We start from the raw sequence: 20,184 nt of genomic DNA on the forward strand, positions 1-20,184 counted from the left end.
GGATACAGTTGCTACTTTTTCAAAAATCTAAATTTATTCAATCACTTGCGGAACTAGATACAATCCGTCCTGTGTGGCAGGAGCAATCGCTTGATTGCGTTCACGATTGACCGCCAAACCATTTAAATCCACCACATCAGGGCGAAGCACTTGCACGCCATCGTGGACATTGGTTAGGGGCTTGACATCGGTGGTGTCCACTTGTGCCAAAATGTCCATCATTGATAGGATTTTGCCAATGTCTTTGGCGTAGTCGTTTGCCAAATTTTCATCAATGGCAAGGCGGGATAGGTTGGCAACGGTGGCGATTTCTTGGGCGGATAGGGTGTTTGACATGATATGTTCCTAAACTTTACATAAAAATACAGATGAGGCTGGGTTAATTTTACCACAAACTGAGCAATTTCAAACAACTAAAATGCCCGTTTTGGATAAAGAAAGAAGAGATGTGCATCTTGTAACATTCTTACGCTCATCCTAATTTTTGGTAATTTTTGGTAAATTTGTTTAAAAATCGGCTAATTTACCTCATTTTGAAAAATTTTCTTGCAAATTGAGTGATTTTTTTTTGCAATTCATCATGATTTTTTTGTCGTAAATCTGTATAATTTACCACAATTTTTTAACCATTTGGCATTTGGCTAATTTTTAATCATATTTTCACTCATGGATTAAGATGAGTGATGCCGTGCCACTCTTATTTTTTGGAATCATGCGTTATGAACCTGCTGGGATTTTTATCGACCAACATTGCCATTGACCTAGGTACTGCCAACACCTTGATTTATGCCCCTGGTAAGGGCATTGTGCTTGATGAGCCAACGGTGGTGGCACTGCGTTCTAACCGCACCCAAAACCCAACGGTGGCGGCGGTAGGTATCGATGCCAAGCAGATGCTTGGGCGTACCCCTGATAACATTACTGCCATTCGCCCCTTAAAAGATGGTGTGATTGCTGACTTTGAAGTTACCCAGCAGATGTTAAAGCATTTCATCAAAAAAGTAAAAGTCAAAAAATTCTTGGCTGACCCGAATGTGGTTGTGTGTGTGCCATGCAAATCCACGCTGGTAGAGCGACGTGCCATTGAAGAAGCGGTGCGTTCGGCAGGTGCGAACAGCGTGCATATCTTAGAAGAGCCGATGGCGGCAGCGATTGGAGCGGGTCTGCCTGTGCACGAAGCCAGTGGTTCAATGGTAGTGGACATCGGCGGTGGTACGACTGAGATTGCAGTGATTGCCTTGTCGGGGTGTGTGTATGCAGATTCTATTACCATCGGCGGTGATAAATTTGATGAAGCCATCATCAATCACGTCAAAAAGACGCACGGTTGTTTTATCGGTGAGACGACCGCTGAGCGTATCAAAAAAGAAGTGGGTACGGCTGTCTTTGATGAAAAAGAAAACCTAGAAGTAGAAGTGCGTGGACGCTCGATGGCAGAAGGCGTGCCAAAGACTTTTACTGTCAATTCCAAAGAAATCCAAGAAGCACTTGCCGAGCCTGTATCAGGCATTGTTGATGCGGTCAAACTTGCCTTGGAGCAGACCCCGCCAGAGTTATCATCGGACATCGCCGAGCATGGCGTGGTACTGACAGGGGGTGGGGCGTTACTGCGTAACCTAGATAAGCTCATCTCCAAAGAGACAGGATTGCCTGTGTTTGTCGCCGAAGACCCATTGACCTGCGTGTCTCGTGGCGGTGGTAAGGCACTTGACTTTATCCATGATAAGTCGCTCTCGATGATTTTTGTCTAAATCCACGAAATCATGAGCGGTGTTCACGCACCGCTTTTTGTGTTTTGGGCTTGTGAAATTATTTGTTCATAAGTACATAAAAAAGGTCTGGCAATGCTCCCAAGTATATTTTCACAAAAACCTGTATTTGCACGCATGACGGTTGCGTTTTTGGTGCTTGCCTTGATTTTTATGTTGCTTGACAGCAAAAACCCCCAATGGTTTGATGGTATTCGTCGCCTAAGCCATGCATCCATGCAACCCATTTATCAGGCGTCCCTAGGGCCGTCTTATGCCATGGAATACGCCAGCCATGCCGTCCACACCAAAGAAGCCTTGCGTCGTGAGAATATCCGTTTGCAAACCGAGCTACTCCAAGCCCGTGCCAAGCTCCAAACCCAAGATTATCTACTCGCCCAAAACGCCCGTCTAAAAGGCGTACTCAGCACCACGCAGTCCAGCGAACATCATCTACTGCTAGCACGCATTATCGGCACGGATTCTAACCCCCTAAAACAAGTGGTGGTGCTTAACAAAGGCACCAATGATGGCGTGCAAATCGGGCAGACGGTCATCGATGAGCATGGCATCATCGGACAGGTGCTAAACGCCTACCCAAATACATCTCGCCTACTACTCATCACCGATGAACAGCAGTCGGTGGCGGTCGTGGTGGCACGCACAGGACAACGTGCGATGGTCTCGGGTGGGGGCAAGCCTGACAGTCTGAGCCTAGATTATATCTTTAAGACTGCCGATGTTAAAGTGGGCGATGAGCTTATCTCGTCAGGGCTTGGCGAGCGTTTCCCTGCGGGCTATAAAGTGGGGAAAGTCTCGGACATTGACACCACTCGCACCGATAATTTTGCCGACATTCGTGTCAATCCCGCCGCCGATTTTCTAAATAGCAGTTATGTGCTGATTTTACAGCCCAAAGACAACCCTGCCCCAAAAAAGAACAGCTAATCACGCCATATAGGACTCATAAAACCCACTTATGAACTCAAAACCCTTTTTAATCATCGGTATCATCATCAGCTTCGTGGTGGCATCCATGCTGAGTGTCTACCCTTTGGGGCATGACATGGCAAGCGTTCGCCCCATGTTTTTGGCGATGGTGCTTGCCTTTTGGGTGATGTATCGCTCGCCCATGATGGGGGTGTGGGTGGTATTTTTGGTGGGACTGGTCTCGGATTTGCTCTTGGGTACGCATTTGGGGCATCAGGCATTTAGTGCGGTGCTTATGGCGTTTGTTGTACGGGTACTACTGTTGTACGCCAAAGAGCTTGCCCTGTCGCAGGCGTGGGTATTGGGGGCGATTGCTCTGAGCGTCTATCAGGTGTCGCTGTGGATATTGCAGGCATTTTCTCATGCTCAGTTTGTGTGGACAGGCATGGGGTCGCTCATGAGTAGTATTGTGCTGTTCCCTGTGATGTGGTATCCGCTGTACTGGATAAACCGCCAACTAAAAGAGCGAGCCTACTGATGATACCCCTTATCCTAGCGTCCACATCGCCCAGACGACATGAGTTATTGACGCAGTTGCACATTCCTTTTACAGTAAAATCAGTCCAGATTGACGAGCGTTTTTATCCCCACGAAAGCCCCCACGACTACATCATGCGTATGGTGAAGACCAAAGCGGAAAAGGCGTGTGCGGACGTGTCATCGGCTATCGTTATCACGGCAGATACCATTGGCGTGGCAGAGGATGAGATTTTAACCAAACCTGCCGATAAGGCCCATGCTTTTGCCATGTGGGATAAATTATCAGACAACACGCACGAGATTTGGACGGCGGTGTGTGCCAGCATCGTCAAAGACGGGCAAGTCATTTTTCAAAAAGTCATCAAAGTCGCTACCGATGTGGTATTTATCAAACTCACCGACCGCCAAAAAGATGGGTACTGGGCAACGGGCGAACCTGCCGACAAAGCAGGGGCGTATGCCATTCAAGGCGGGGCGATGGCATGGGTGCGGTCTATCAATGGCAGTTATACCAACGTGGTGGGCTTGCCCCTTGCCGAGACGGCAGAGCTGATTGATGACTGTCTGTAAATATTGGCGGATTGATGATTTAAATGATGATAAAATCAGCCCATTAGCATAGTCAAGCGATTTACTTCTAACTTGCCTAATCAGCGTTCAATCAGTCTACTAGCCAACTTATCTCTTAAACCAACTTACCCTAACTTAATTCATCTAGTCTACACACCATCTTTATGTCAAAACATGCCCTAATCAACGCCACGCCCTTTGAGACTCGCCTTGTTATCGTTGATGACGGTAGGCTTGATGAGGTGTTTATTGAGCGGGTACAGGCACGCAGTTTGGTGGGAGATGTCTATTTGGGGACGGTGGTGCGGGTACTGCCTGCCATGGGGTCGGTGTTTATTGACATCGGGCGTGAGCGTTCGGCATTTTTGCACCAAAGCGACATCATACTACCGACTCGCCCATCATCCCAAGATGATGTTGCCACGCCCACGCCCATCACGACATTGCCCATGGCTTATCAGGCAAAAGATAAAAGCCCCACGCAGTCCCAGTCTAGACCCAAGCCTAAGCCTGCCAAGCCCAAACTTGACCCCAAACTTTTGCCCAAGCTCCTGCCCAAAGTTGGCGAACGAGTTGTCGTCCAAGTCACCAAAGATGAGTTTGGCACCAAAGGGGTGCGTGTGACCATGCACATCGCATTGGCAGGGCGGTATTTGGTCTATCTGCCCACATCGCCACAGTCGGTCGGTGTGTCCACTCGCATCGGCACAAAGGCTTATCGTACCAAGCTAAAAGCTCATTTGACGACCCTACTTAGCCAATCATCGCATGCAGGTGGGCTCATCGCTCGTAGTGCATGCGAGCAGGCATTTGGCGATGATGAGACATTGGCGGGCATGGGCGAGCGTATGCAGGCAGAGCTTGACCATCTAGGTGCATTGTGGGTGGATATTAGCCAAGCACGCACACAGGCGAGCCTGCACAAAGCCAAGCACGCCTTGCTCTACCAGGAGCTACCTTTGGCTGAGCGTGCCTTGCGTGACATTATCACTGATGATATCCAAAGCGTGTGGATTGACGATAGGGCGACTTATGAGCGAGTACGGCATGCCAGTTGCACACTCATGCCGTCCATCACATCTGCCATTTATCATCATGATAAGCCGACCCCACTGTTCGCCCAGTCTGTGCCCGATGAGCGTCGCTCTTCTACGCCTGACATTGAGACTCAGCTGACACACGCCTTGTTGCGGCATTGCCCGTTGCCATCGGGCGGTTATCTCATCATTGAGCATACCGAAGCGATGACGACCATTGATGTCAATACAGGCTCGTATGTGGGGCAAGGCAGGGCAGGCGTGGACGTGGCGTATGAGACCAACAAAGAAGCAGTAACTGCCATCGCTCGTGAGTTAAAAGTGCGTAACATTGGCGGTATTATCATTCTAGATTTTATTGACATGGACAAATCCGCCCATCGGCAAACAGTGCTAGACATGCTCGCCCATGCATTAAAAGCCGACCCTGCCACGACCAACATCACCCAAATCAGCGAGTTGGGCTTGGTTGAGATGACTCGTAAACGCACCCGCCCCAGTCTGTCTGATGAGCTGCGTGAGCCTTGCCCTGTCTGTCATGGCACAGGCAAAATCAAAAGCGTGCAGACAGTGGCATTTGAGATTCTAAGGTCACTCATGGGTCAGATGGCAAACAGCACTTCTTTTAAAAAGCCTAATGTGACGATAAAAGTCAGTCAGTTGGTGGCGGACTATTTGTCATCACATCAGGATTTGTCAAATTTACAAAAATTAACAAATACATCCATTCATCTATCCATAAACACATCCTATCATCAAGAGCAATATGCGATTTTGGTGGAGTAAAAATGGTTTTTTTACCAATAAATCTGCCTAAAAATCAATCAATTTATTAAAATTGTAACATTTTGTAAATTTGATGAATTTTAAGGCAAAGACAGGCAAATTTAGCCACTTTTTTATCCAAAAATAAAGCACATCTCTTGCTTTATCTGATTTTTCGTGTATAATACGCACACTTTTCTTGTTTAGCGTTGCATTTAAGCAAAAGTCTGTTTTTGACTACATTTGGCTTGGATGAGTAATTATCTTCGGATATATTACAAGTAGTGAGTAGGGCTTGCCCCAAAGCGAATCAACGCCACAGCCGAAGCATCGATTTTGGCACTATAAACAACAGCTCTGTTGCCAACATTCATGTCTGGCGGACAGGGATTGTATTATTTTGTCCAAAGCGGTTCTAGGACAAAATTTAATCAAAATAACATGACTGAAATCCAAGCGATGGAAGTTTTATAAAGCACTTAATTTAGGAGCTTGTTGGCATGGCTAACCAGAGAATCCGTATCCGACTAAAATCTTTCGACCATCGTCTGATTGACCAGTCGGCACAAGAGATTGTCGATACCGCAAAGCGTACAGGTGCACAAGTTTGTGGTCCTGTTCCCTTGCCGACTCGTATTGAGCGGTTCAACGTATTGACATCACCACACGTCAACAAAGACGCTCGTGACCAGTATGAAATTCGCACCCACAAACGCATGATTGACATCGTTCAACCTACTGACAAAACAGTAGATGCATTGATGAAGTTAGATTTGGCGGCCGGTGTTGATGTTCAAATCGCCCTAGGCTAAGAACAACTGGTTTAATATAAACGATTATAAGTAAGAGGTCTAAAATGGCGATTGGTTTAGTCGGTATTAAGCGTGGTATGACCCGAATCTTCACTGAGGCAGGTGCATCTATCCCTGTAACAGTGGTTGAGGTTAACGCAAACCGTATCTCACAAATCAAGACAGTAGACACTGACGGTTATGACGCAATTCAAGTCACCACAGGTGAGCGTCGTGAAAGCCGTGTAACTGCTGCACAAAAAGGACACTTCGCAAAAGCTGGCGTTGCCGCTGGTCGTGGTGTTTGGGAATTTAGAGCTGACGCAAGCGAACTTGAAGGTCGTGAAGTTGGCGGCGATATTTTGGTGGATTTATTTGAAGTTGGTCAGTTGGTTGATGTTACTGGTCAGTCTAAGGGTAAAGGCTTCCAAGGTGGCGTAAAACGTCATAATTTCCGCACTCAGGACGCCACACACGGTAACTCTGTGTCGCATCGTGTACTTGGTTCTACCGGTCAGAACCAAACACCAGGTAAAGTATTCAAAGGCAAAAAAATGCCAGGTCAAATGGGTAACAAACGTGTTACTGTTCAAGGCCTTGAAATTGTGTCTATTGATACCGAAAAAGGTGTACTGGTCATCAAAGGTGCCTTGCCTGGTGCTAATGGTGGCGATGTTATCGTACGTCCGTCAGTCAAAGCCTAGTTGAGGGGATTAACGTGAATTTAAAAACTGTTACAGGTGCGGCGGTTGAACTATCAGAGACGACATTTGGTCGTGAGTTCAATGAAGCCCTAGTACACCAAGTCGTAACTGCTTACCTAGCTGGTGCTCGTCAAGGTACTCGTGCACAAAAAACTCGTGGCGAAGTATCTGGTGGCGGTAAAAAACCATGGCGTCAAAAAGGTACTGGTCGTGCCCGTGCGGGTTCTATCCGTGGACCAATTTGGGTAGGTGGTGGTCGTGCATTTGCCGCCAAACCACAAGACTGGTCTCAAAAAGTAAACCGCAAAATGTATCGTGGTGCCATGCAATGCATCCTAGCAGAGCTTGTACGCCAAGAGCGTTTGGTTTTGGTGGACTCTATCAGTGTTGATAGCCCAAAAACCAAAGGTTTGGTTGCTAAACTTGCCGAGCTAAATGCCCCACGTGCATTGATTGTTACTCACGAAGTTGATGAGAACCTATACTTGGCAGCTCGTAACATTCCACACGTGAATGTGCTAGGTACTCGTGAAGTTGACCCAGTTAGCTTGGTTTCTTTCGACAAAGTTATCATGACGGTTGAAGCCGCCAAGCAATTTGAGGAGACACTAGCATGAGTAACGCAAGACTATATCAAGTACTAAAAGCCCCTGTTTTTTCTGAGAAATCTCAACGTTTGGGTGATAGCCTAGGTGTTCAAGTTTTCAAAGTGGACAGCAGTGCAACCAAGCGTGAAATCAAACAAGCCGTTGAGCTGATGTTTGAAGGCGTTGAAGTTGTCAAAGTAAACACGCTAAATACCAAAGGTAAAACCAAGCGTTTTGGTCGTGTTGTTGGCAAGCGTTCTGACGTTAAAAAAGCGTATGTAACACTAAAAGCAGGTTCAGACGTACAAATCGGTGCTGGTGAAGAAGCCACTGGCGAAACAGCGACTAACGAATAAGGATCATAACCATGCCTATCGTAAAAGCAAAACCAACCTCACCAGGTCGCCGCTTTGTTGAAAAAGTTGTGCATCCACACCTTTATAAAGGTCGTCCTTATGCACCGCTTGTTGAATCAAAAGCAAAAACTGGTGGTCGTAATAACAACGGTCGTATCACTACCCGTCACATCGGTGGTGGTCACAAGCAACATTATCGTCTAATTGACTTCAAACGCAACAAAGACGGCATCATTGCAACTGTTGAGCGTATTGAATATGACCCTAACCGTACTGCACACATTGCTCTACTAAAATATGCAGACGGTGAGCGTCGTTATATCATCGCACCTAAAAAATTGGCAGTAGGCGATCAGGTTCAATCTGGCGAAGGTTCTCCTATCCGTCCAGGCAACTGCTTGCCACTTAAAAATATCCCAGTGGGTACCGTTATTCACAACATCGAACTAAAAATTGGCAAAGGTGCACAGCTTGCACGTTCTGCTGGTGCAGCGGTTCAACTGCTTGGTCGTGATGGTGCTTATGTGATTGTTCGTTTACGTTCGGGTGAGACCCGTCGTATTCACGCAAATTGCCGTGCGGTTATTGGTGAAGTGTCTAACACTGAAAACAACCTAAAATCACTTGGTAAAGCAGGTGCAGCACGCTGGCGTGGCGTTCGTCCTACCGTTCGTGGTACGGCAATGAACCCGATTGATCACCCACACGGTGGTGGTGAAGGACGTAACTTTGGTAAACACCCAACCAGTCCTTGGGGTCAGAAAGCTAAGGGTCTTAAAACCCGTTCTAACAAGCGTACTGACAGTATGATTATCCGTCGCCGTCGTGCCAAGAAATAAAGGAAGAGTTTTATGCCTCGTTCGTTAAAAAAAGGCCCGTTTATTGACGCACATCTGTTTGCTAAGGTAGAAAACGCCCTAGAAACAAACAGCCGTAAGCCAATCAAAACTTGGTCTCGTCGTTCCATGATTCTACCACAAATGGTCGGTTTGACCATTTCTGTTCACAACGGTCGTACCCATGTACCTGTTATCGTGAGTGAGCAAATGGTTGGTCATAAACTTGGTGAATTCGCCCCAACCCGTTCATATCGTGGTCATGGCGTTGACAAGAAATCTAAGAGATAAGGTGTACCATGGAAGTAACTGCAAAATTACGTGGTGCCGCTATTTCGGCACAAAAAGTAAGATTGGTTGCGGACGAAGTTCGTGGTAAATCAATCGAGCGTGCTTTAGACATTTTGACATTTAGCAACAAAAAAGGTGCTAAACTTGTTAAAAAATGCCTACAATCAGCAATTGCAAACGCTGAACACAACAATGGTCTAGACATTGACACACTACGTGTTTCTACCATTTATGTAGATGAAGGTATTACTTTGAAGCGTATTATGCCCCGTGCCAAGGGTCGTGCTGACCGTATCAGCAAACGTACTTGCCACATCACTGTTAAAGTAGGAGCATAATCATGGGTCAAAAAGTACATCCGATTGGTATTCGTTTGGGCGTTATCAAAAAGCACAACGCTAACTGGTACGCAAATCCAAAGCAATACTCTGAATACTTGCTAAATGACTTCAAAGTGCGTGATTTTCTACGCAATAAATTAAAAGAAGCCATGGTAAGCAACATCAGCATCGAGCGTCCTACGGGTGCCGCTAAGATTACCATTCACTCAGCACGTCCTGGTGTGATTATTGGTAAACAAGGTGCTGACATTGAAGCACTTCAAAAAGACCTAACCAAGCTTATGGGCGTTCCTGCTCAGGTAAATATCCAAGAGATTACTCAACCTGATCTAGACGCACGTTTGGTTGCTGTTGGTATTGCCAGACAGCTTGAAGGTCGTGTGATGTTCCGTCGTGCAATGAAACGTGCCGTGCAAAACAGCATGCGTGCTGGTGCTGGCGGTATCAAAGTTGAGCTGTCAGGTCGTCTAGGCGGTGCTGAGATTGCTCGTACTGAGTGGTATCGTGAAGGTCGTGTGCCACTACACACATTGCGTGCTGACATTGATTATGCAGAAGTTCGTGCAGAGACCACTTACGGTACTATCGGTGTGAAAGTTTGGATTTTCCGTGGTGAAATTCTAGACGGCATGAACAGCGTTTACAATCCAGTTGCAGAAGAGAAGACTCGTGCACCAAAACGCCGTGGTCGTACCAGCAACCGTCGTAATTCAGACAAGGGGTAAGCCATGTTACAACCAAAACGTACCAAATTCCGCAAAATGCACAAAGGTCGTAACACAGGCCTTGCCCAACGTGGTAACACCGTTGCATTTGGTGAGATTGGTCTAAAATCTATCGGTCGTGGTCGCATGACTGCTCGTCAAATTGAAGCAGCTCGTCGTACCATTACTCGTCGCATCAAGCGTGGCGGTAAAATTTGGATTCGTGTATTCCCAGACAAGCCAATTACCGAAAAGCCATTGGAAGTTCGTATGGGTAAAGGTAAAGGTCCAGTTGAGTACTGGGTAGCCGAAATCAAGCCAGGCAAAATGTTATACGAAATCCAAGGTGTGAGCGAAGAGCTTGCGCGTGAAGCCTTGACATTGGCTTCTGCTAAGCTGCCTTTCAAAACCACCATTGTTAAACGGACGGTAATGTAATGAAAACAAGCGAATTACGTGAAAAATCAGTAGAAGAGCTGGCTACATTGCTTGACGAAAAGCAACTTGACGCATTTCGCCTACGCATGGCAAAAGCAACAGGTCAGCTAGGTAACACTCACGAAGTTAAAGCAAATCGTCGCACGATTGCAAAAATCTTGACTTTGCTTAACGAAAAACAAAGAGGCGACGCATGAGCGAGAATAACCAAACTCAAGAAGTCGGTGTTGTGACTGGTAAAGTTATCAGCAACAAAATGGACAAGTCTATCACTGTCCTTGTTGAACGCCAAATTCGTCACCCAATGTATGGCAAGCAAGTTCGTCGTTCTACTAAGCTTAAAGCTCACGATGAGAACAACGTTTGTCAAGAAGGTGATATCGTTCGTATCAAAGAAACACGTCCTATCTCAAAGACCAAAACTTGGACTTTGGTAGACGTGGTTGAAACTGCGGTAAAAATTTAAAGTTATTTGCATTAAAAGTCATTTGCTAGTATAATGAACGTCTTTATTGGCGTTCATCTACCAAATTTGTGCAAAATAGCATAAATTGGAGCGAATGGCTTTTATTGTATTATTATTTATGGAGTAATGCGATGATTCAGACTGAAACAATGCTGGAAGTTGCAGATAACAGTGGTGCAAGACGTGTACAGTGCATTAAAGTACTGGGTGGCTCGCATCGTCGTTATGCATCAGTTGGCGATATTATTAAGGTAACAGTAAAAGAAGCCATTCCTCGCGGTCGTGTTAAAAAAGGCGACGTGATGAATGCGGTTGTTGTACGTACCAAAAAAGGCGTACGTCGTCCAGACGGTTCTGTACTACGTTTTGATGATAATGCGGCAGTTATTCTAAACAATAACAAAGCCCCTATCGCAACTCGTATTTTTGGACCTGTTACCCGTGAACTACGTGGTGAGCAATTCATGAAAATTGTTTCACTAGCACCAGAAGTACTGTAAACTTTTAGAGGCTATCCTATGGCAAAGTTACGCAAAGGCGATACCGTGGTTGTGATTGCTGGCAAAGATAAAGGCAAGCAAGGCACAATTTTGGCGGTTAAAGCAGACCGTGTAAAAGTTGAAGGCATTAACATTGTAACCAAACACCAAAAACCTAACCAAATGCTAGGTAAAGAAGGTGGCATCGTTAAGCAAGAAGCATTTCTACACATTTCAAACGTTGCGATTTATAACGCAGCAACCCAAAAAGCAGATCGTGTTGCTTACCAAGTAAACGAAGAGGGCAAAAAAGTCCGTATCTATCGTTCTACTGGTGAAGTAGTGGCGACTGCATAAGATACTAAGGGTATATAGTAATGGCAAGATTAAAATCTTTATACAATGATAAGCTAAAGCAACAAATCAAAGATGAGCTTGGCTTAGAAAATGTCATGCAAGTGCCAAAAATCACCAAAATCACTCTGAACATGGGTGTTGGTGGTGCAGCACAAGATAAAAAACTACTTGAAGGTGCCTTGGCAGACATGACTGTCATCGCTGGTCAAAAGCCAGTTGTTACCAAAGCACGCAAATCAGTGGCAGGCTTTAAAATTCGTGAAGAGTGGCCGATTGGCTGTAAAGTTACCCTTCGTGGCGACCAAATGTACGAATTCTTAGACCGCTTAATTGCCATTGCGATTCCTCGTATTCGTGACTTCCGTGGTTTTTCTGCAAAAGCATTCGATGGTCGTGGTAACTACTCGCTAGGTATCAAAGAACAAATCGTTTTCCCTGAAGTTGATTTTGATAAAATTGACCGTATTCGTGGTCTTGACATCACCATCACAACGACTGCTGCTAATGACGACCAAGGTCGTGCATTGCTAAAAGCATTCGGTTTCCCATTTAGATAAGGTAAACGTTATGGCTAAGAAAAGCATGATTAATCGCGAATTAAAACGCGAAAAAACAGTTGCTAAGTACGCCGAGAAGCGTGCACAGCTAAAAGCAGTCATCAGTGATGTAAATGTCAGTGATGAAGAGCGTTTAGACGCAATGCTTGCTCTACAAGCACTGCCACGTAACTCATCGCCAGTTCGTTTGCGTAATCGCTGTGGCTTGACTGGTCGTCCACACGGCTATTTCCGTAAATTTGGTCTATCACGCAACAAGTTGCGTGAGCGTGTAATGCAAGGTGATGTACCTGGCGTTCGTAAAGCTAGCTGGTAAGGAGTATCGCAATGAGTATGCAAGATCCAGTTGCTGATATGCTAACCCGCATTCGCAACGCACAATCAAGAAATAAGCCAAGTGTAGAAATGCCTGCTTCTAAGCTACGCAAATCAATTGCTGATTTGTTGGTTGCTGAAGGCTATCTAACTTCTGCTGAAGTTGTTGACGGCGAAAACAACAAAAAAGTTCTAAACATTGAACTAAAATACTACCAAGGCAAAGGCGTTATCGCTGAACTTAAGCGTTATAGCCGTCCTGGTCTACGCCAATATCGCGGTAAAGATGAACTACCAAGCGTTCAAAAAGGCTTGGGCGTTGCCATCATCTCTACCAGCAAAGGCATTATGAGCGACCGCGCAGCACGTGCAGCTGGCATCGGCGGTGAAGTTATCGCTTTGGTTGCCTAATCACTTTATTTGTTATTTTTATTTAAAGTGATAAAAATAAAAATCCTTAGTTTACTCTAAGGATTTTTTGTGTTATAATGCCCTGCTTTTTTAACCAATTTAAATTATCTTGGATGGTGAGAGTTGGTTGCTATTCGTTGCCATCAGTTATTGATGGTTGTTTTTATCATTAAAGGAAATTCCTATGTCTCGTGTGGCTAAAGCCCCAGTAACGCTACCTGCGGGTACCAGCGTTACTTTGAACGATCAGCAGGTTGAAGTTAAGGGCAAGAACGGTTCTTTGTCTTTACGCCTGCATGATTTGGTCGAGCTAAAGCAAGAAGATAACGTGGTTACTCTTGCTCCTGTCAAAGACACCAAAGAAGCGTGGATGCACACAGGTACTGTGCGTGCATTGTTGAACAACATGGTTCAAGGTGTGAGTGAAGGTTTTGAACGTCGTTTGCAACTTATCGGTGTTGGTTACCGTGCCCAAGTTGCTGGCAATGTGGTAAACCTTAACTTAGGTTTCTCTCACCCGATTGCTTATAATCTCCCTGAAGGTGTGACTGCTGAAAGCCCAAGTCAAACTGAAATCGTTCTAAAATCAAACGACAAGCAAAAATTGGGTCAAGCAGCAGCTAAGATTCGTAGCTTCCGCCCACCAGAGCCTTATAAAGGTAAAGGTGTTCGTTATAGCGATGAAGTGGTTCTTCGTAAAGAAGCTAAGAAAAAATAAGTAAGGTGAGCAAACATGTTGGATAAAAAATCAGCTCGTCTTCGCCGAGCAAAAAAAACTCGTGCCCATATCCGTCAATTAGGTGCTAACCGTTTGACCGTTACTCGCACGCCACGTCACATCTATGCCCAAATCATCGCCCCAACAGGCGGTGTGGTTTTGGCTCAAGCATCAACTCTTGATTCAACCCTTCGCTCAGGTGCGACTGGTAATATTGAGGCGGCAAAAGCTGTGGGTGCACTGATTGCAGAGCGTGCAAAAGCTGCGGGCATCACTAAGGTTGCATTTGACCGTAGTGGTTTTAAATATCATGGCCGTGTTAAAGCATTAGCTGACGCTGCTCGTGAAAACGGATTGGAGTTCTAATCATGGCAAAAGTTGAACAAACTGACGGTTTGGTAGAAAAATTGGTTGCCGTTGACCGTGTGGCAAAAGTTGTAAAAGGTGGTCGTATCTTCTCCTTCACTGCATTGACAGTAGTTGGTGATGGTAATGGTCGTGTTGGTTTTGGTCGTGGCAAGGCTCGTGAAGTGCCTGCTGCCATCCAAAAAGCACTAGAAGCTGCTAAGCGTAACATGATTACTGTTGAGCTTGCTGGCACAACACTACAACACCCTATTAATGCTCGTCACGGTGCATCAAAAGTATACATGCAACCTGCATCAGAAGGTACTGGCGTTATTGCTGGTGGTGCAATGCGTGCTGTGCTAGAAGTTGCTGGCGTTCAAGACGTATTGGCGAAATGCTACGGCTCTACTAATGCTGCCAATGTGGTCTATGCAACCTTTAAAGGTCTGCGTGACATGGTTTCACCAGAGCAAGTTGCTGCTAAACGTGGCAAATCTGTTGAAGAAATTTTGGGCTAAGAGTAGGTGAGTGTTATGAAAACAATGAAAATTACTCAAACTAAGTCTAGCTCACACCGTTTGGCAAGCCACAAAGCCTGCCTAAAAGGTTTGGGACTACGTCGCATTGGTCATACCGTAGAAGTAGAAGATACACCATCTACTCGTGGTATGGTAAATCGTGTATATTACATGGTTAAAGTGGAGGAAGCGTAATGGGTCTTCGTTTAAATGAACTTGCCCCAGCAGTGGGTGCAAAAAAGACTGCCCAACGTCGTGGTCGTGGTATCGGTTCAGGTCTAGGTAAGACTGGTGGTCGTGGTATCAAGGGTCAAACTTCACGTTCAGGCTCAAGCATTCCAGCAGGCTTTGAAGGCGGTCAAATGCCTATCTATCGCCGTTTGCCAAAATTTGGTTTTACCAGCCAACTAGCCTTGACAACAGCCGAAGTACGTTTGTCAGAGCTTAACAAGATTGAAGGCAATGAGGTAACACTTGAAACGCTAAAAGCTGCCAACATCATCCGTGGTGACATGAAGCGTGCTCGTATTATCTTATCAGGCGAGATTAGCCGTGCTTTAACCTTTAAAGGCGTAAAAGTTACTAAAGGTGCAAAAGAGGCCATCGTTGCCGCTGGCGGTAGCGTCGAGGAGTAATCCATGTCTAAATCAACGCCTATATCAGGCATTCCATTAAATCCATTGGCTTTTATTCGTAAGTATGATGAGCTATGGCATCGCATGTTATTTTTGCTTGGGGCGTTGGTTGTCTATCGTTTAGGTTCGCACATTCCTGTACCAGGCATGAATCCTATTCGTCTTGCTCAATTTTTTGATGGCAGTCAAAACACCTTTTTGGGCATGTTTAACATGTTCTCAGGCGGTGCTTTGGAGCGTATGTCCATCATGGCACTGGGTATCATGCCTTATATCTCAGCATCCATTGTGGTACAGATGATGTCAGCGGTGATACCTTCGCTTGATGCCCTAAAAAAAGAAGGTGAATCTGGTCGGCGTATTTTAAATAAATACACGAGGCAAGGTACACTGGCTTTGGCATTTGTGCAAGCGGTTGGTATGTCAGCAGGTCTTGTTGCTGGTGGTTTGACATTAAGCTCTGGTTTGACTTTTATGATTCCTGCGGTGACTTCATTGGTCGCAGGAGCGATGTTCTTGATGTGGCTTGGTGAGCAGATTACTGAGCGTGGCATTGGCAACGGCATATCCATGCTTATTTTTGCCAGTATCATATCAAGTGCTCCTGGCATGATTGCAGGTGTATTTAGTCAAGACATGAACTTAATGGTTGTCCTTATCTTTGCGTTGTTGGGTTTGGCGGTGACGGCTGGTATTGTTTATATTGAACGTGCCCAACGCCGTGTGCCTGTTAATTATGCTCAAAAACAGCAAGAAGGGCGTAAAGTTTATGCTCAGCAACAATCACATTTGCCATTAAAGCTCAATATGGCAGGGGTGATTCCAGCGATTTTTGCTAGCTCATTGCTGATGTTGCCTGCAAGTTTGGGGCAATGGGCAGGTTCTTCGGCGAATCCAACCACACTGCAAAATATCATGCAGAACATTTCACTCATCTTGCAGCCAGGCAGTCCTTTGTACTTATTACTGTTTGGCGTGCTAATCATCTTTTTCTGTTATTTTTATACAGCATTGATGTTTAACCCAGGTGAGGTGGCAGAGAATTTAAAGCGTAGTGGTGCTTATATTCCTGGTATACGTCCAGGACAGCAAACGAAACGATATTTGGATTTTGTCCTAAATCGCCTAACGTTTATTGGTGCGATGTATATGGCGATCATTTGCCTAATGCCAATGGTAATTCAAACGTCATTTGGCGTGCCTTTTCAGTTAGGTGGTGCATCTTTATTGATTATGGTGGTTGTACTTATGGACTTCATCGCACAGGTGCAAGCACATCTGATGACCCATCAATACCATGATCAAACTTTAATCCAGTCTAAATGACATTAGGAGTAGACATGAAAGTTCAAGCGTCTGTAAAAAAAATCTGTGGCAGTTGCAAAATCGTACGCCGTAAAGGTAAAGTACTCGTTATTTGCAGTTCAGAGCCACGTCATAAGCAACGTCAAGGTTAATTTTACAAATTAATACTTGCAATTTTGTAGCGGATATTGTATTATCCGCTACTTGCCATGCTGTTATCTAGGATAGCAGTAGAGTAAAACAGCAAATGCCTAGCATTTGTGCTAACGGAGAGAAATCAATGGCTCGTATTGCCGGTGTAAACATTCCGGACAACAAACACGCTGTGATTTCGCTAACTTACATTTTTGGTATTGGTCGCACTACTGCTAAGAAAATCTTGGCAACCGTAGGTATCAGCGAGACCACCAAAATTGGTCAGTTAGATGATTCACAACTGGATGCTGTTCGTGCAGAAGTTGCAAATTACGCTACCGAAGGTGACCTTCGTCGCGAAATTTCAATGAACATCAAGCGTTTGGTCGATTTGGGTTGCTACCGTGGTCTTCGTCACCGCCGTGGTCTTCCAGTTCGTGGTCAACGCACTAAAACCAACGCGCGTACCCGTAAAGGTCCTCGCAAAGCAATTAAAAAGTAACTAATTTAGGAAGCTAAAAGATGGCAAAAGACACTCGTAGCCGCAAAAAAGTGGCACGTCGTTCGGTATCTGAAGGTATCGCCCATATTCATGCGTCTTTTAATAACACCATTGTAACCATTACCGATCGTCAGGGTAATGCATTGGCTTGGGCCACCTCAGGTGGACAAGGCTTCCGTGGTTCACGTAAATCAACGCCTTTTGCTGCACAGGTTGCTGCTGAAGTTGCTGGTAAAACAGCACAAGAAACCTATGGTGTTAAAAACGTTGATGTCTTGGTTAAAGGTCCAGGACCAGGTCGTGAGTCTGCGGTTCGTGCATTAGGTGCATTGGGTTATAAAATTAACAGCATCAGCGATGTAACCCCAATTCCACACAACGGCTGCCGCCCGCCTAAGAAACGCCGCGTTTAAGGAGATAACTCATGGCCCGTTATATTGGTCCAAAATTAAAATTGTCTCGCCGTGAAGGTACTGACCTGCAACTCAAATCAGGTGTAAAAGCTTACGACGTTAAGACAAAAAAATCAGGTCGCGTACCTGGTCAGCATGGCAATAGCCAAAATAAGGCCTCTGAATACGCCCTACAACTTCGCGAGAAGCAAAAAGTAAAACGTATGTATGGTGTGCTTGAGCGTCAATTCTCAAACTACTATAAAGAAGCTGCTCGTATGCGTGGCGCCACTGGTGAAAACCTACTTGGCATGCTAGAACGCCGTTTGGATAACGTTGTTTATCGTATGGGCTTTGGTGCTACTCGTGCAGAAGCACGTCAGTTGGTGAGCCACCGTGCAATCCTGCTAAAAAAAGCAGGTCGTGATGAGTTTGTTCGTGTGAACATTCCTTCAATCCAGGTTCAAGACGGTGATGTGATTGCTGTGCATGAGAAGTCAAAAGAACAACTTCGTATTAAAAACGCAGTAGAGCTTGCGACTCAACGTGGCATTCCAGAATGGCTAGAAGTTGATCACAGCAAACTACAAGGTACGTTCAAAACTGCACCAGATCGCAGTGACCTACCTGCTGAAATTAACGAAAGCTTGATTGTAGAACTATATTCTAAATAATCCGAACTAATCGAGGTGACTTATGACAAATGTAACTGAGTTTCTAACACCGTCTGCAATTAATGTAGATACGGTTAATGAAACGACTGCTAAGGTCACGCTCGAGCCGTTAGAACGTGGCTTTGGGCATACATTAGGTAATGCTCTTCGTCGCATTCTTTTATCTTCGTTGTCTGGTGCTGCCGTGATTGAAGCTGAAATTGAAGGCGTCGATCATGAATATTCAACACTAGAAGGTTTGCAAGAAGATGTATTAGATTTGCTTTTGAACCTAAAAGGTTTGGCAATCATTTTGCATGACCAAAACGAAGCTTATTTAACATTGGACAAAAAGGGTGCAGGTGTTGTAACTGCTGCTGACCTTGAATTGCCACATAATGTTGAGATTGCCAATCCTGAGTTGGTGCTTGGTACATTAAGTGAACGTGGGCATTTAAAAATGCGTTTGCGTGTGGTAACGGGTCGTGGCTATGAGCCTGCCAATCAACGTCGTGAAGATGCCAATTCTAAAGCGATTGGACGTTTGAAACTTGATGCAAGTTTTAGCCCTATTTTGCGTGTGGCTTATGACGTTGAAAATGCTCGTGTTGAGCAACGTACCGACCTTGACAAGCTCATCATTGAGCTTGAAACTAATGGCACGATTGACCCTGAAGAGGCGATTCGTAAGGCGGCTACGATTTTGCAACAACAAATTGCAATCTTCGTTGATTTAGAAGCCGAAGAAGCCCCTGAACCAGTTAAAGAAAAAGAAGAGATTGACCCTGTGCTATTACGCCCAGTGGACGACCTTGAACTAACGGTTCGTTCAGCAAACTGCTTGAAAGCTGAAAACATTTATTACATCGGTGATTTGGTGCAACGTTCTGAAACTGAACTTCTAAAAACACCAAATCTAGGTAAGAAATCATTGACTGAAATCAAAGACGTACTTGCGTCAAAAGGTTTGGAGTTGGGCATGCGTTTAGAGACCTGGCCACCAAGCGATTTGCGAGTTGATGACCGTTTTTCTTACCGTAGCCGTTAATTTTAAAGGATACTGACCATGCGACATCGTAATAGCGGAGTCAAGCTGGGTCGCACCAGCAGCCATCGTAAGGCTATGTTCCAAAACATGACCAATTCATTGATTGAACATGAGCTAATTAAAACCACGTTGGTAAAAGCAAAAGAGCTACGTCGTGTAGCAGAGCCACTTATCACTTTGGCAAAAGAAGACAGCGTTGCAAACCGTCGTCTTGCTTTTAACCGTACTCGTAACAAGGCAACCGTTGGTAAGCTTTTCAATGAGCTAGGACCACGTTACAAGACTCGCCCAGGTGGTTATTTGCGTATCATCAAATGCGGTTATCGCGATGGTGATAATGCACCAATGGCTTATGTAGAATTGGTTGACCGCCCATAATAGTCAATATTTCTACGAAAACCAAACCTTAAAAAGGTTTGGTTTTTTATTGCATTAATTTTGATTTCATAGGTTTTTTATTAAGCAGAGAGACCATTATATACCAACCGAACTTAAAAACTACCACACAACCACATAAAATAAAAGAACAACTTATCAATACAATCCAACCTCCAATCTTGTCTTAATCCTTTAATCCAACTCCAAACTTGTTCAATGGGATTTAAATCAGGTGAGTAAGGCGGTAGCCAAAGAATGGTGTGATTGTGCTTTTGCATCAACTCTTGTATGTCTTGTCTTTTATGGAAGGTGGCATTGTCCATCACAAT

General features: G+C 45.1%; 35 protein-coding genes. 33 read left to right on the top strand and 2 right to left on the bottom strand.

The window, feature by feature from the left end; all coding sequences use genetic code 11:
* Positions 1–33: 33 nt before the first annotated feature.
* Positions 34–336 (bottom strand): Asp-tRNA(Asn)/Glu-tRNA(Gln) amidotransferase subunit GatC, encoded by a 303-nt coding sequence (gatC, locus tag B5J93_RS09630; RefSeq protein ID WP_079326198.1) that lies wholly within the window; start codon positions 334–336, stop codon positions 34–36.
* Positions 337–719: 383 nt separating this feature from the next.
* Here gatC and B5J93_RS09635 point away from each other — a divergent pair, with 383 nt between their 5' ends.
* The 33 genes from B5J93_RS09635 (at position 720) to rplQ (ending at position 19,855) form a co-directional block, all read left to right on the top strand.
* Entirely contained in the window at positions 720–1,751 is a 1,032-nt protein-coding gene (locus tag B5J93_RS09635; RefSeq protein WP_078274397.1) for a rod shape-determining protein, read from the top strand.
* Between the two features lie 93 nt (positions 1,752–1,844).
* A complete protein-coding gene (gene mreC, locus B5J93_RS09640) occupies positions 1,845–2,696 on the top strand; it encodes a rod shape-determining protein MreC (protein WP_079326199.1) in 852 nt (283 codons plus the stop codon).
* 31 nt (positions 2,697–2,727) lie between these two features.
* Complete coding sequence (mreD, locus tag B5J93_RS09645) at positions 2,728–3,216, top strand: rod shape-determining protein MreD (RefSeq protein ID WP_079326200.1); 489 nt, start codon at positions 2,728–2,730, stop codon at positions 3,214–3,216.
* Positions 3,216–3,788, top strand: coding sequence for a Maf family protein (locus tag B5J93_RS09650; RefSeq protein WP_079326201.1), 573 nt, complete (start codon positions 3,216–3,218; stop codon positions 3,786–3,788). The genes mreD and B5J93_RS09650 overlap by 1 nt, the downstream gene beginning before the upstream one ends.
* 164 nt (positions 3,789–3,952) lie before the next feature.
* The gene (locus B5J93_RS09655; protein ID WP_079326202.1) at positions 3,953–5,611 is read left to right on the top strand and encodes an Rne/Rng family ribonuclease; all 1,659 of its coding nucleotides are present in this window, start codon (positions 3,953–3,955) and stop codon (positions 5,609–5,611) included.
* Positions 5,612–6,090: 479 nt separating this feature from the next.
* Entirely contained in the window at positions 6,091–6,402 is a 312-nt protein-coding gene (gene rpsJ / locus B5J93_RS09660; protein ID WP_003656991.1) for a 30S ribosomal protein S10, read from the top strand.
* A gap of 44 nt (positions 6,403–6,446) precedes the next feature.
* Entirely contained in the window at positions 6,447–7,085 is a 639-nt protein-coding gene (gene rplC / locus B5J93_RS09665; protein WP_029102628.1) for a 50S ribosomal protein L3, read from the top strand.
* Positions 7,086–7,099: 14 nt separating this feature from the next.
* Positions 7,100–7,702 carry a 50S ribosomal protein L4 gene (gene rplD, locus B5J93_RS09670; protein ID WP_079326203.1) on the top strand — a complete coding sequence of 201 codons (603 nt, stop codon included), beginning with the start codon at positions 7,100–7,102 and terminating at the stop codon, positions 7,700–7,702.
* On the top strand, positions 7,699–8,028 hold the full coding sequence (rplW, locus tag B5J93_RS09675) for a 50S ribosomal protein L23 (protein ID WP_029102630.1): 330 nt from the start codon (positions 7,699–7,701) through the stop codon (positions 8,026–8,028). The genes rplD and rplW overlap by 4 nt, the downstream gene beginning before the upstream one ends.
* A gap of 11 nt (positions 8,029–8,039) precedes the next feature.
* Complete coding sequence (gene rplB / locus B5J93_RS09680) at positions 8,040–8,867, top strand: 50S ribosomal protein L2 (RefSeq protein ID WP_029102631.1); 828 nt, start codon at positions 8,040–8,042, stop codon at positions 8,865–8,867.
* A 12-nt stretch (positions 8,868–8,879) separates the two neighbouring features.
* Positions 8,880–9,155, top strand: a complete 276-nt coding sequence (rpsS, locus tag B5J93_RS09685; protein ID WP_062498708.1) for a 30S ribosomal protein S19 — start codon at positions 8,880–8,882, stop codon at positions 9,153–9,155.
* 8 nt (positions 9,156–9,163) lie between these two features.
* Entirely contained in the window at positions 9,164–9,493 is a 330-nt protein-coding gene (rplV, locus tag B5J93_RS09690; protein ID WP_029102633.1) for a 50S ribosomal protein L22, read from the top strand.
* Between the two features lie 2 nt (positions 9,494–9,495).
* Positions 9,496–10,221, top strand: a complete 726-nt coding sequence (gene rpsC / locus B5J93_RS09695) for a 30S ribosomal protein S3 (RefSeq protein ID WP_029102634.1) — start codon at positions 9,496–9,498, stop codon at positions 10,219–10,221.
* Positions 10,222–10,224: 3 nt separating this feature from the next.
* Positions 10,225–10,638 carry a 50S ribosomal protein L16 gene (gene rplP / locus B5J93_RS09700; RefSeq protein WP_029102635.1) on the top strand — a complete coding sequence of 138 codons (414 nt, stop codon included), beginning with the start codon at positions 10,225–10,227 and terminating at the stop codon, positions 10,636–10,638.
* Entirely contained in the window at positions 10,638–10,835 is a 198-nt protein-coding gene (gene rpmC / locus B5J93_RS09705) for a 50S ribosomal protein L29 (protein WP_029102636.1), read from the top strand. Before rplP ends, rpmC begins: the two co-directional genes overlap by 1 nt.
* The gene (rpsQ, locus tag B5J93_RS09710; RefSeq protein ID WP_029102637.1) at positions 10,832–11,104 is read left to right on the top strand and encodes a 30S ribosomal protein S17; all 273 of its coding nucleotides are present in this window, start codon (positions 10,832–10,834) and stop codon (positions 11,102–11,104) included. The genes rpmC and rpsQ overlap by 4 nt, the downstream gene beginning before the upstream one ends.
* Positions 11,105–11,235: 131 nt before the next feature.
* Complete coding sequence (rplN, locus tag B5J93_RS09715; protein ID WP_029102638.1) at positions 11,236–11,604, top strand: 50S ribosomal protein L14; 369 nt, start codon at positions 11,236–11,238, stop codon at positions 11,602–11,604.
* An 18-nt stretch (positions 11,605–11,622) separates the two neighbouring features.
* Entirely contained in the window at positions 11,623–11,940 is a 318-nt protein-coding gene (rplX, locus tag B5J93_RS09720; RefSeq protein WP_029102639.1) for a 50S ribosomal protein L24, read from the top strand.
* Positions 11,941–11,960: 20 nt separating this feature from the next.
* Complete coding sequence (gene rplE, locus B5J93_RS09725; protein WP_029102640.1) at positions 11,961–12,497, top strand: 50S ribosomal protein L5; 537 nt, start codon at positions 11,961–11,963, stop codon at positions 12,495–12,497.
* Between the two features lie 10 nt (positions 12,498–12,507).
* Complete coding sequence (gene rpsN, locus B5J93_RS09730) at positions 12,508–12,813, top strand: 30S ribosomal protein S14 (RefSeq protein ID WP_079326204.1); 306 nt, start codon at positions 12,508–12,510, stop codon at positions 12,811–12,813.
* Positions 12,814–12,824: 11 nt separating this feature from the next.
* The gene (rpsH, locus tag B5J93_RS09735) at positions 12,825–13,223 is read left to right on the top strand and encodes a 30S ribosomal protein S8 (RefSeq protein WP_029102642.1); all 399 of its coding nucleotides are present in this window, start codon (positions 12,825–12,827) and stop codon (positions 13,221–13,223) included.
* A 184-nt stretch (positions 13,224–13,407) separates the two neighbouring features.
* Positions 13,408–13,941 carry a 50S ribosomal protein L6 gene (rplF, locus tag B5J93_RS09740; protein WP_079326205.1) on the top strand — a complete coding sequence of 178 codons (534 nt, stop codon included), beginning with the start codon at positions 13,408–13,410 and terminating at the stop codon, positions 13,939–13,941.
* A 15-nt stretch (positions 13,942–13,956) separates the two neighbouring features.
* Positions 13,957–14,307 (top strand): 50S ribosomal protein L18, encoded by a 351-nt coding sequence (gene rplR, locus B5J93_RS09745; RefSeq protein WP_079326206.1) that lies wholly within the window; start codon positions 13,957–13,959, stop codon positions 14,305–14,307.
* 2 nt (positions 14,308–14,309) lie between these two features.
* A complete protein-coding gene (gene rpsE / locus B5J93_RS09750) occupies positions 14,310–14,807 on the top strand; it encodes a 30S ribosomal protein S5 (protein ID WP_029102645.1) in 498 nt (165 codons plus the stop codon).
* A gap of 15 nt (positions 14,808–14,822) precedes the next feature.
* Positions 14,823–15,002, top strand: coding sequence for a 50S ribosomal protein L30 (rpmD, locus tag B5J93_RS09755; RefSeq protein ID WP_029102646.1), 180 nt, complete (start codon positions 14,823–14,825; stop codon positions 15,000–15,002).
* Positions 15,002–15,442 (top strand): 50S ribosomal protein L15, encoded by a 441-nt coding sequence (gene rplO / locus B5J93_RS09760; protein WP_065255089.1) that lies wholly within the window; start codon positions 15,002–15,004, stop codon positions 15,440–15,442. The genes rpmD and rplO overlap by 1 nt, the downstream gene beginning before the upstream one ends.
* Before the next feature lie 3 nt (positions 15,443–15,445).
* Positions 15,446–16,768, top strand: a complete 1,323-nt coding sequence (gene secY, locus B5J93_RS09765) for a preprotein translocase subunit SecY (protein ID WP_079326207.1) — start codon at positions 15,446–15,448, stop codon at positions 16,766–16,768.
* A 14-nt stretch (positions 16,769–16,782) separates the two neighbouring features.
* Positions 16,783–16,899: a 50S ribosomal protein L36 gene (gene rpmJ / locus B5J93_RS09770; protein WP_036364264.1), complete on the top strand. Its 117-nt coding sequence runs from the start codon at positions 16,783–16,785 to the stop codon at positions 16,897–16,899.
* Between the two features lie 128 nt (positions 16,900–17,027).
* Positions 17,028–17,384, top strand: a complete 357-nt coding sequence (rpsM, locus tag B5J93_RS09775) for a 30S ribosomal protein S13 (RefSeq protein WP_029102649.1) — start codon at positions 17,028–17,030, stop codon at positions 17,382–17,384.
* Between the two features lie 20 nt (positions 17,385–17,404).
* Positions 17,405–17,797: a 30S ribosomal protein S11 gene (rpsK, locus tag B5J93_RS09780; RefSeq protein ID WP_003656963.1), complete on the top strand. Its 393-nt coding sequence runs from the start codon at positions 17,405–17,407 to the stop codon at positions 17,795–17,797.
* Between the two features lie 11 nt (positions 17,798–17,808).
* Positions 17,809–18,450 (top strand): 30S ribosomal protein S4, encoded by a 642-nt coding sequence (rpsD, locus tag B5J93_RS09785; RefSeq protein WP_029102650.1) that lies wholly within the window; start codon positions 17,809–17,811, stop codon positions 18,448–18,450.
* A 22-nt stretch (positions 18,451–18,472) separates the two neighbouring features.
* Positions 18,473–19,477 (top strand): DNA-directed RNA polymerase subunit alpha, encoded by a 1,005-nt coding sequence (locus tag B5J93_RS09790; RefSeq protein WP_078274412.1) that lies wholly within the window; start codon positions 18,473–18,475, stop codon positions 19,475–19,477.
* An 18-nt stretch (positions 19,478–19,495) separates the two neighbouring features.
* Entirely contained in the window at positions 19,496–19,855 is a 360-nt protein-coding gene (rplQ, locus tag B5J93_RS09795) for a 50S ribosomal protein L17 (RefSeq protein ID WP_029102652.1), read from the top strand.
* 113 nt (positions 19,856–19,968) lie between these two features.
* On the opposite strand, the gene B5J93_RS09800 is transcribed toward rplQ, so the two are convergent.
* On the bottom strand, positions 19,969–20,184 hold a 216-nt coding region (locus B5J93_RS09800), incomplete at its 5' end, for a transposase (RefSeq protein WP_211278874.1).

It is taken from the genome of Moraxella equi (assembly GCF_002027555.1).
Taxonomy (GTDB): domain Bacteria; phylum Pseudomonadota; class Gammaproteobacteria; order Pseudomonadales; family Moraxellaceae; genus Moraxella; species Moraxella equi.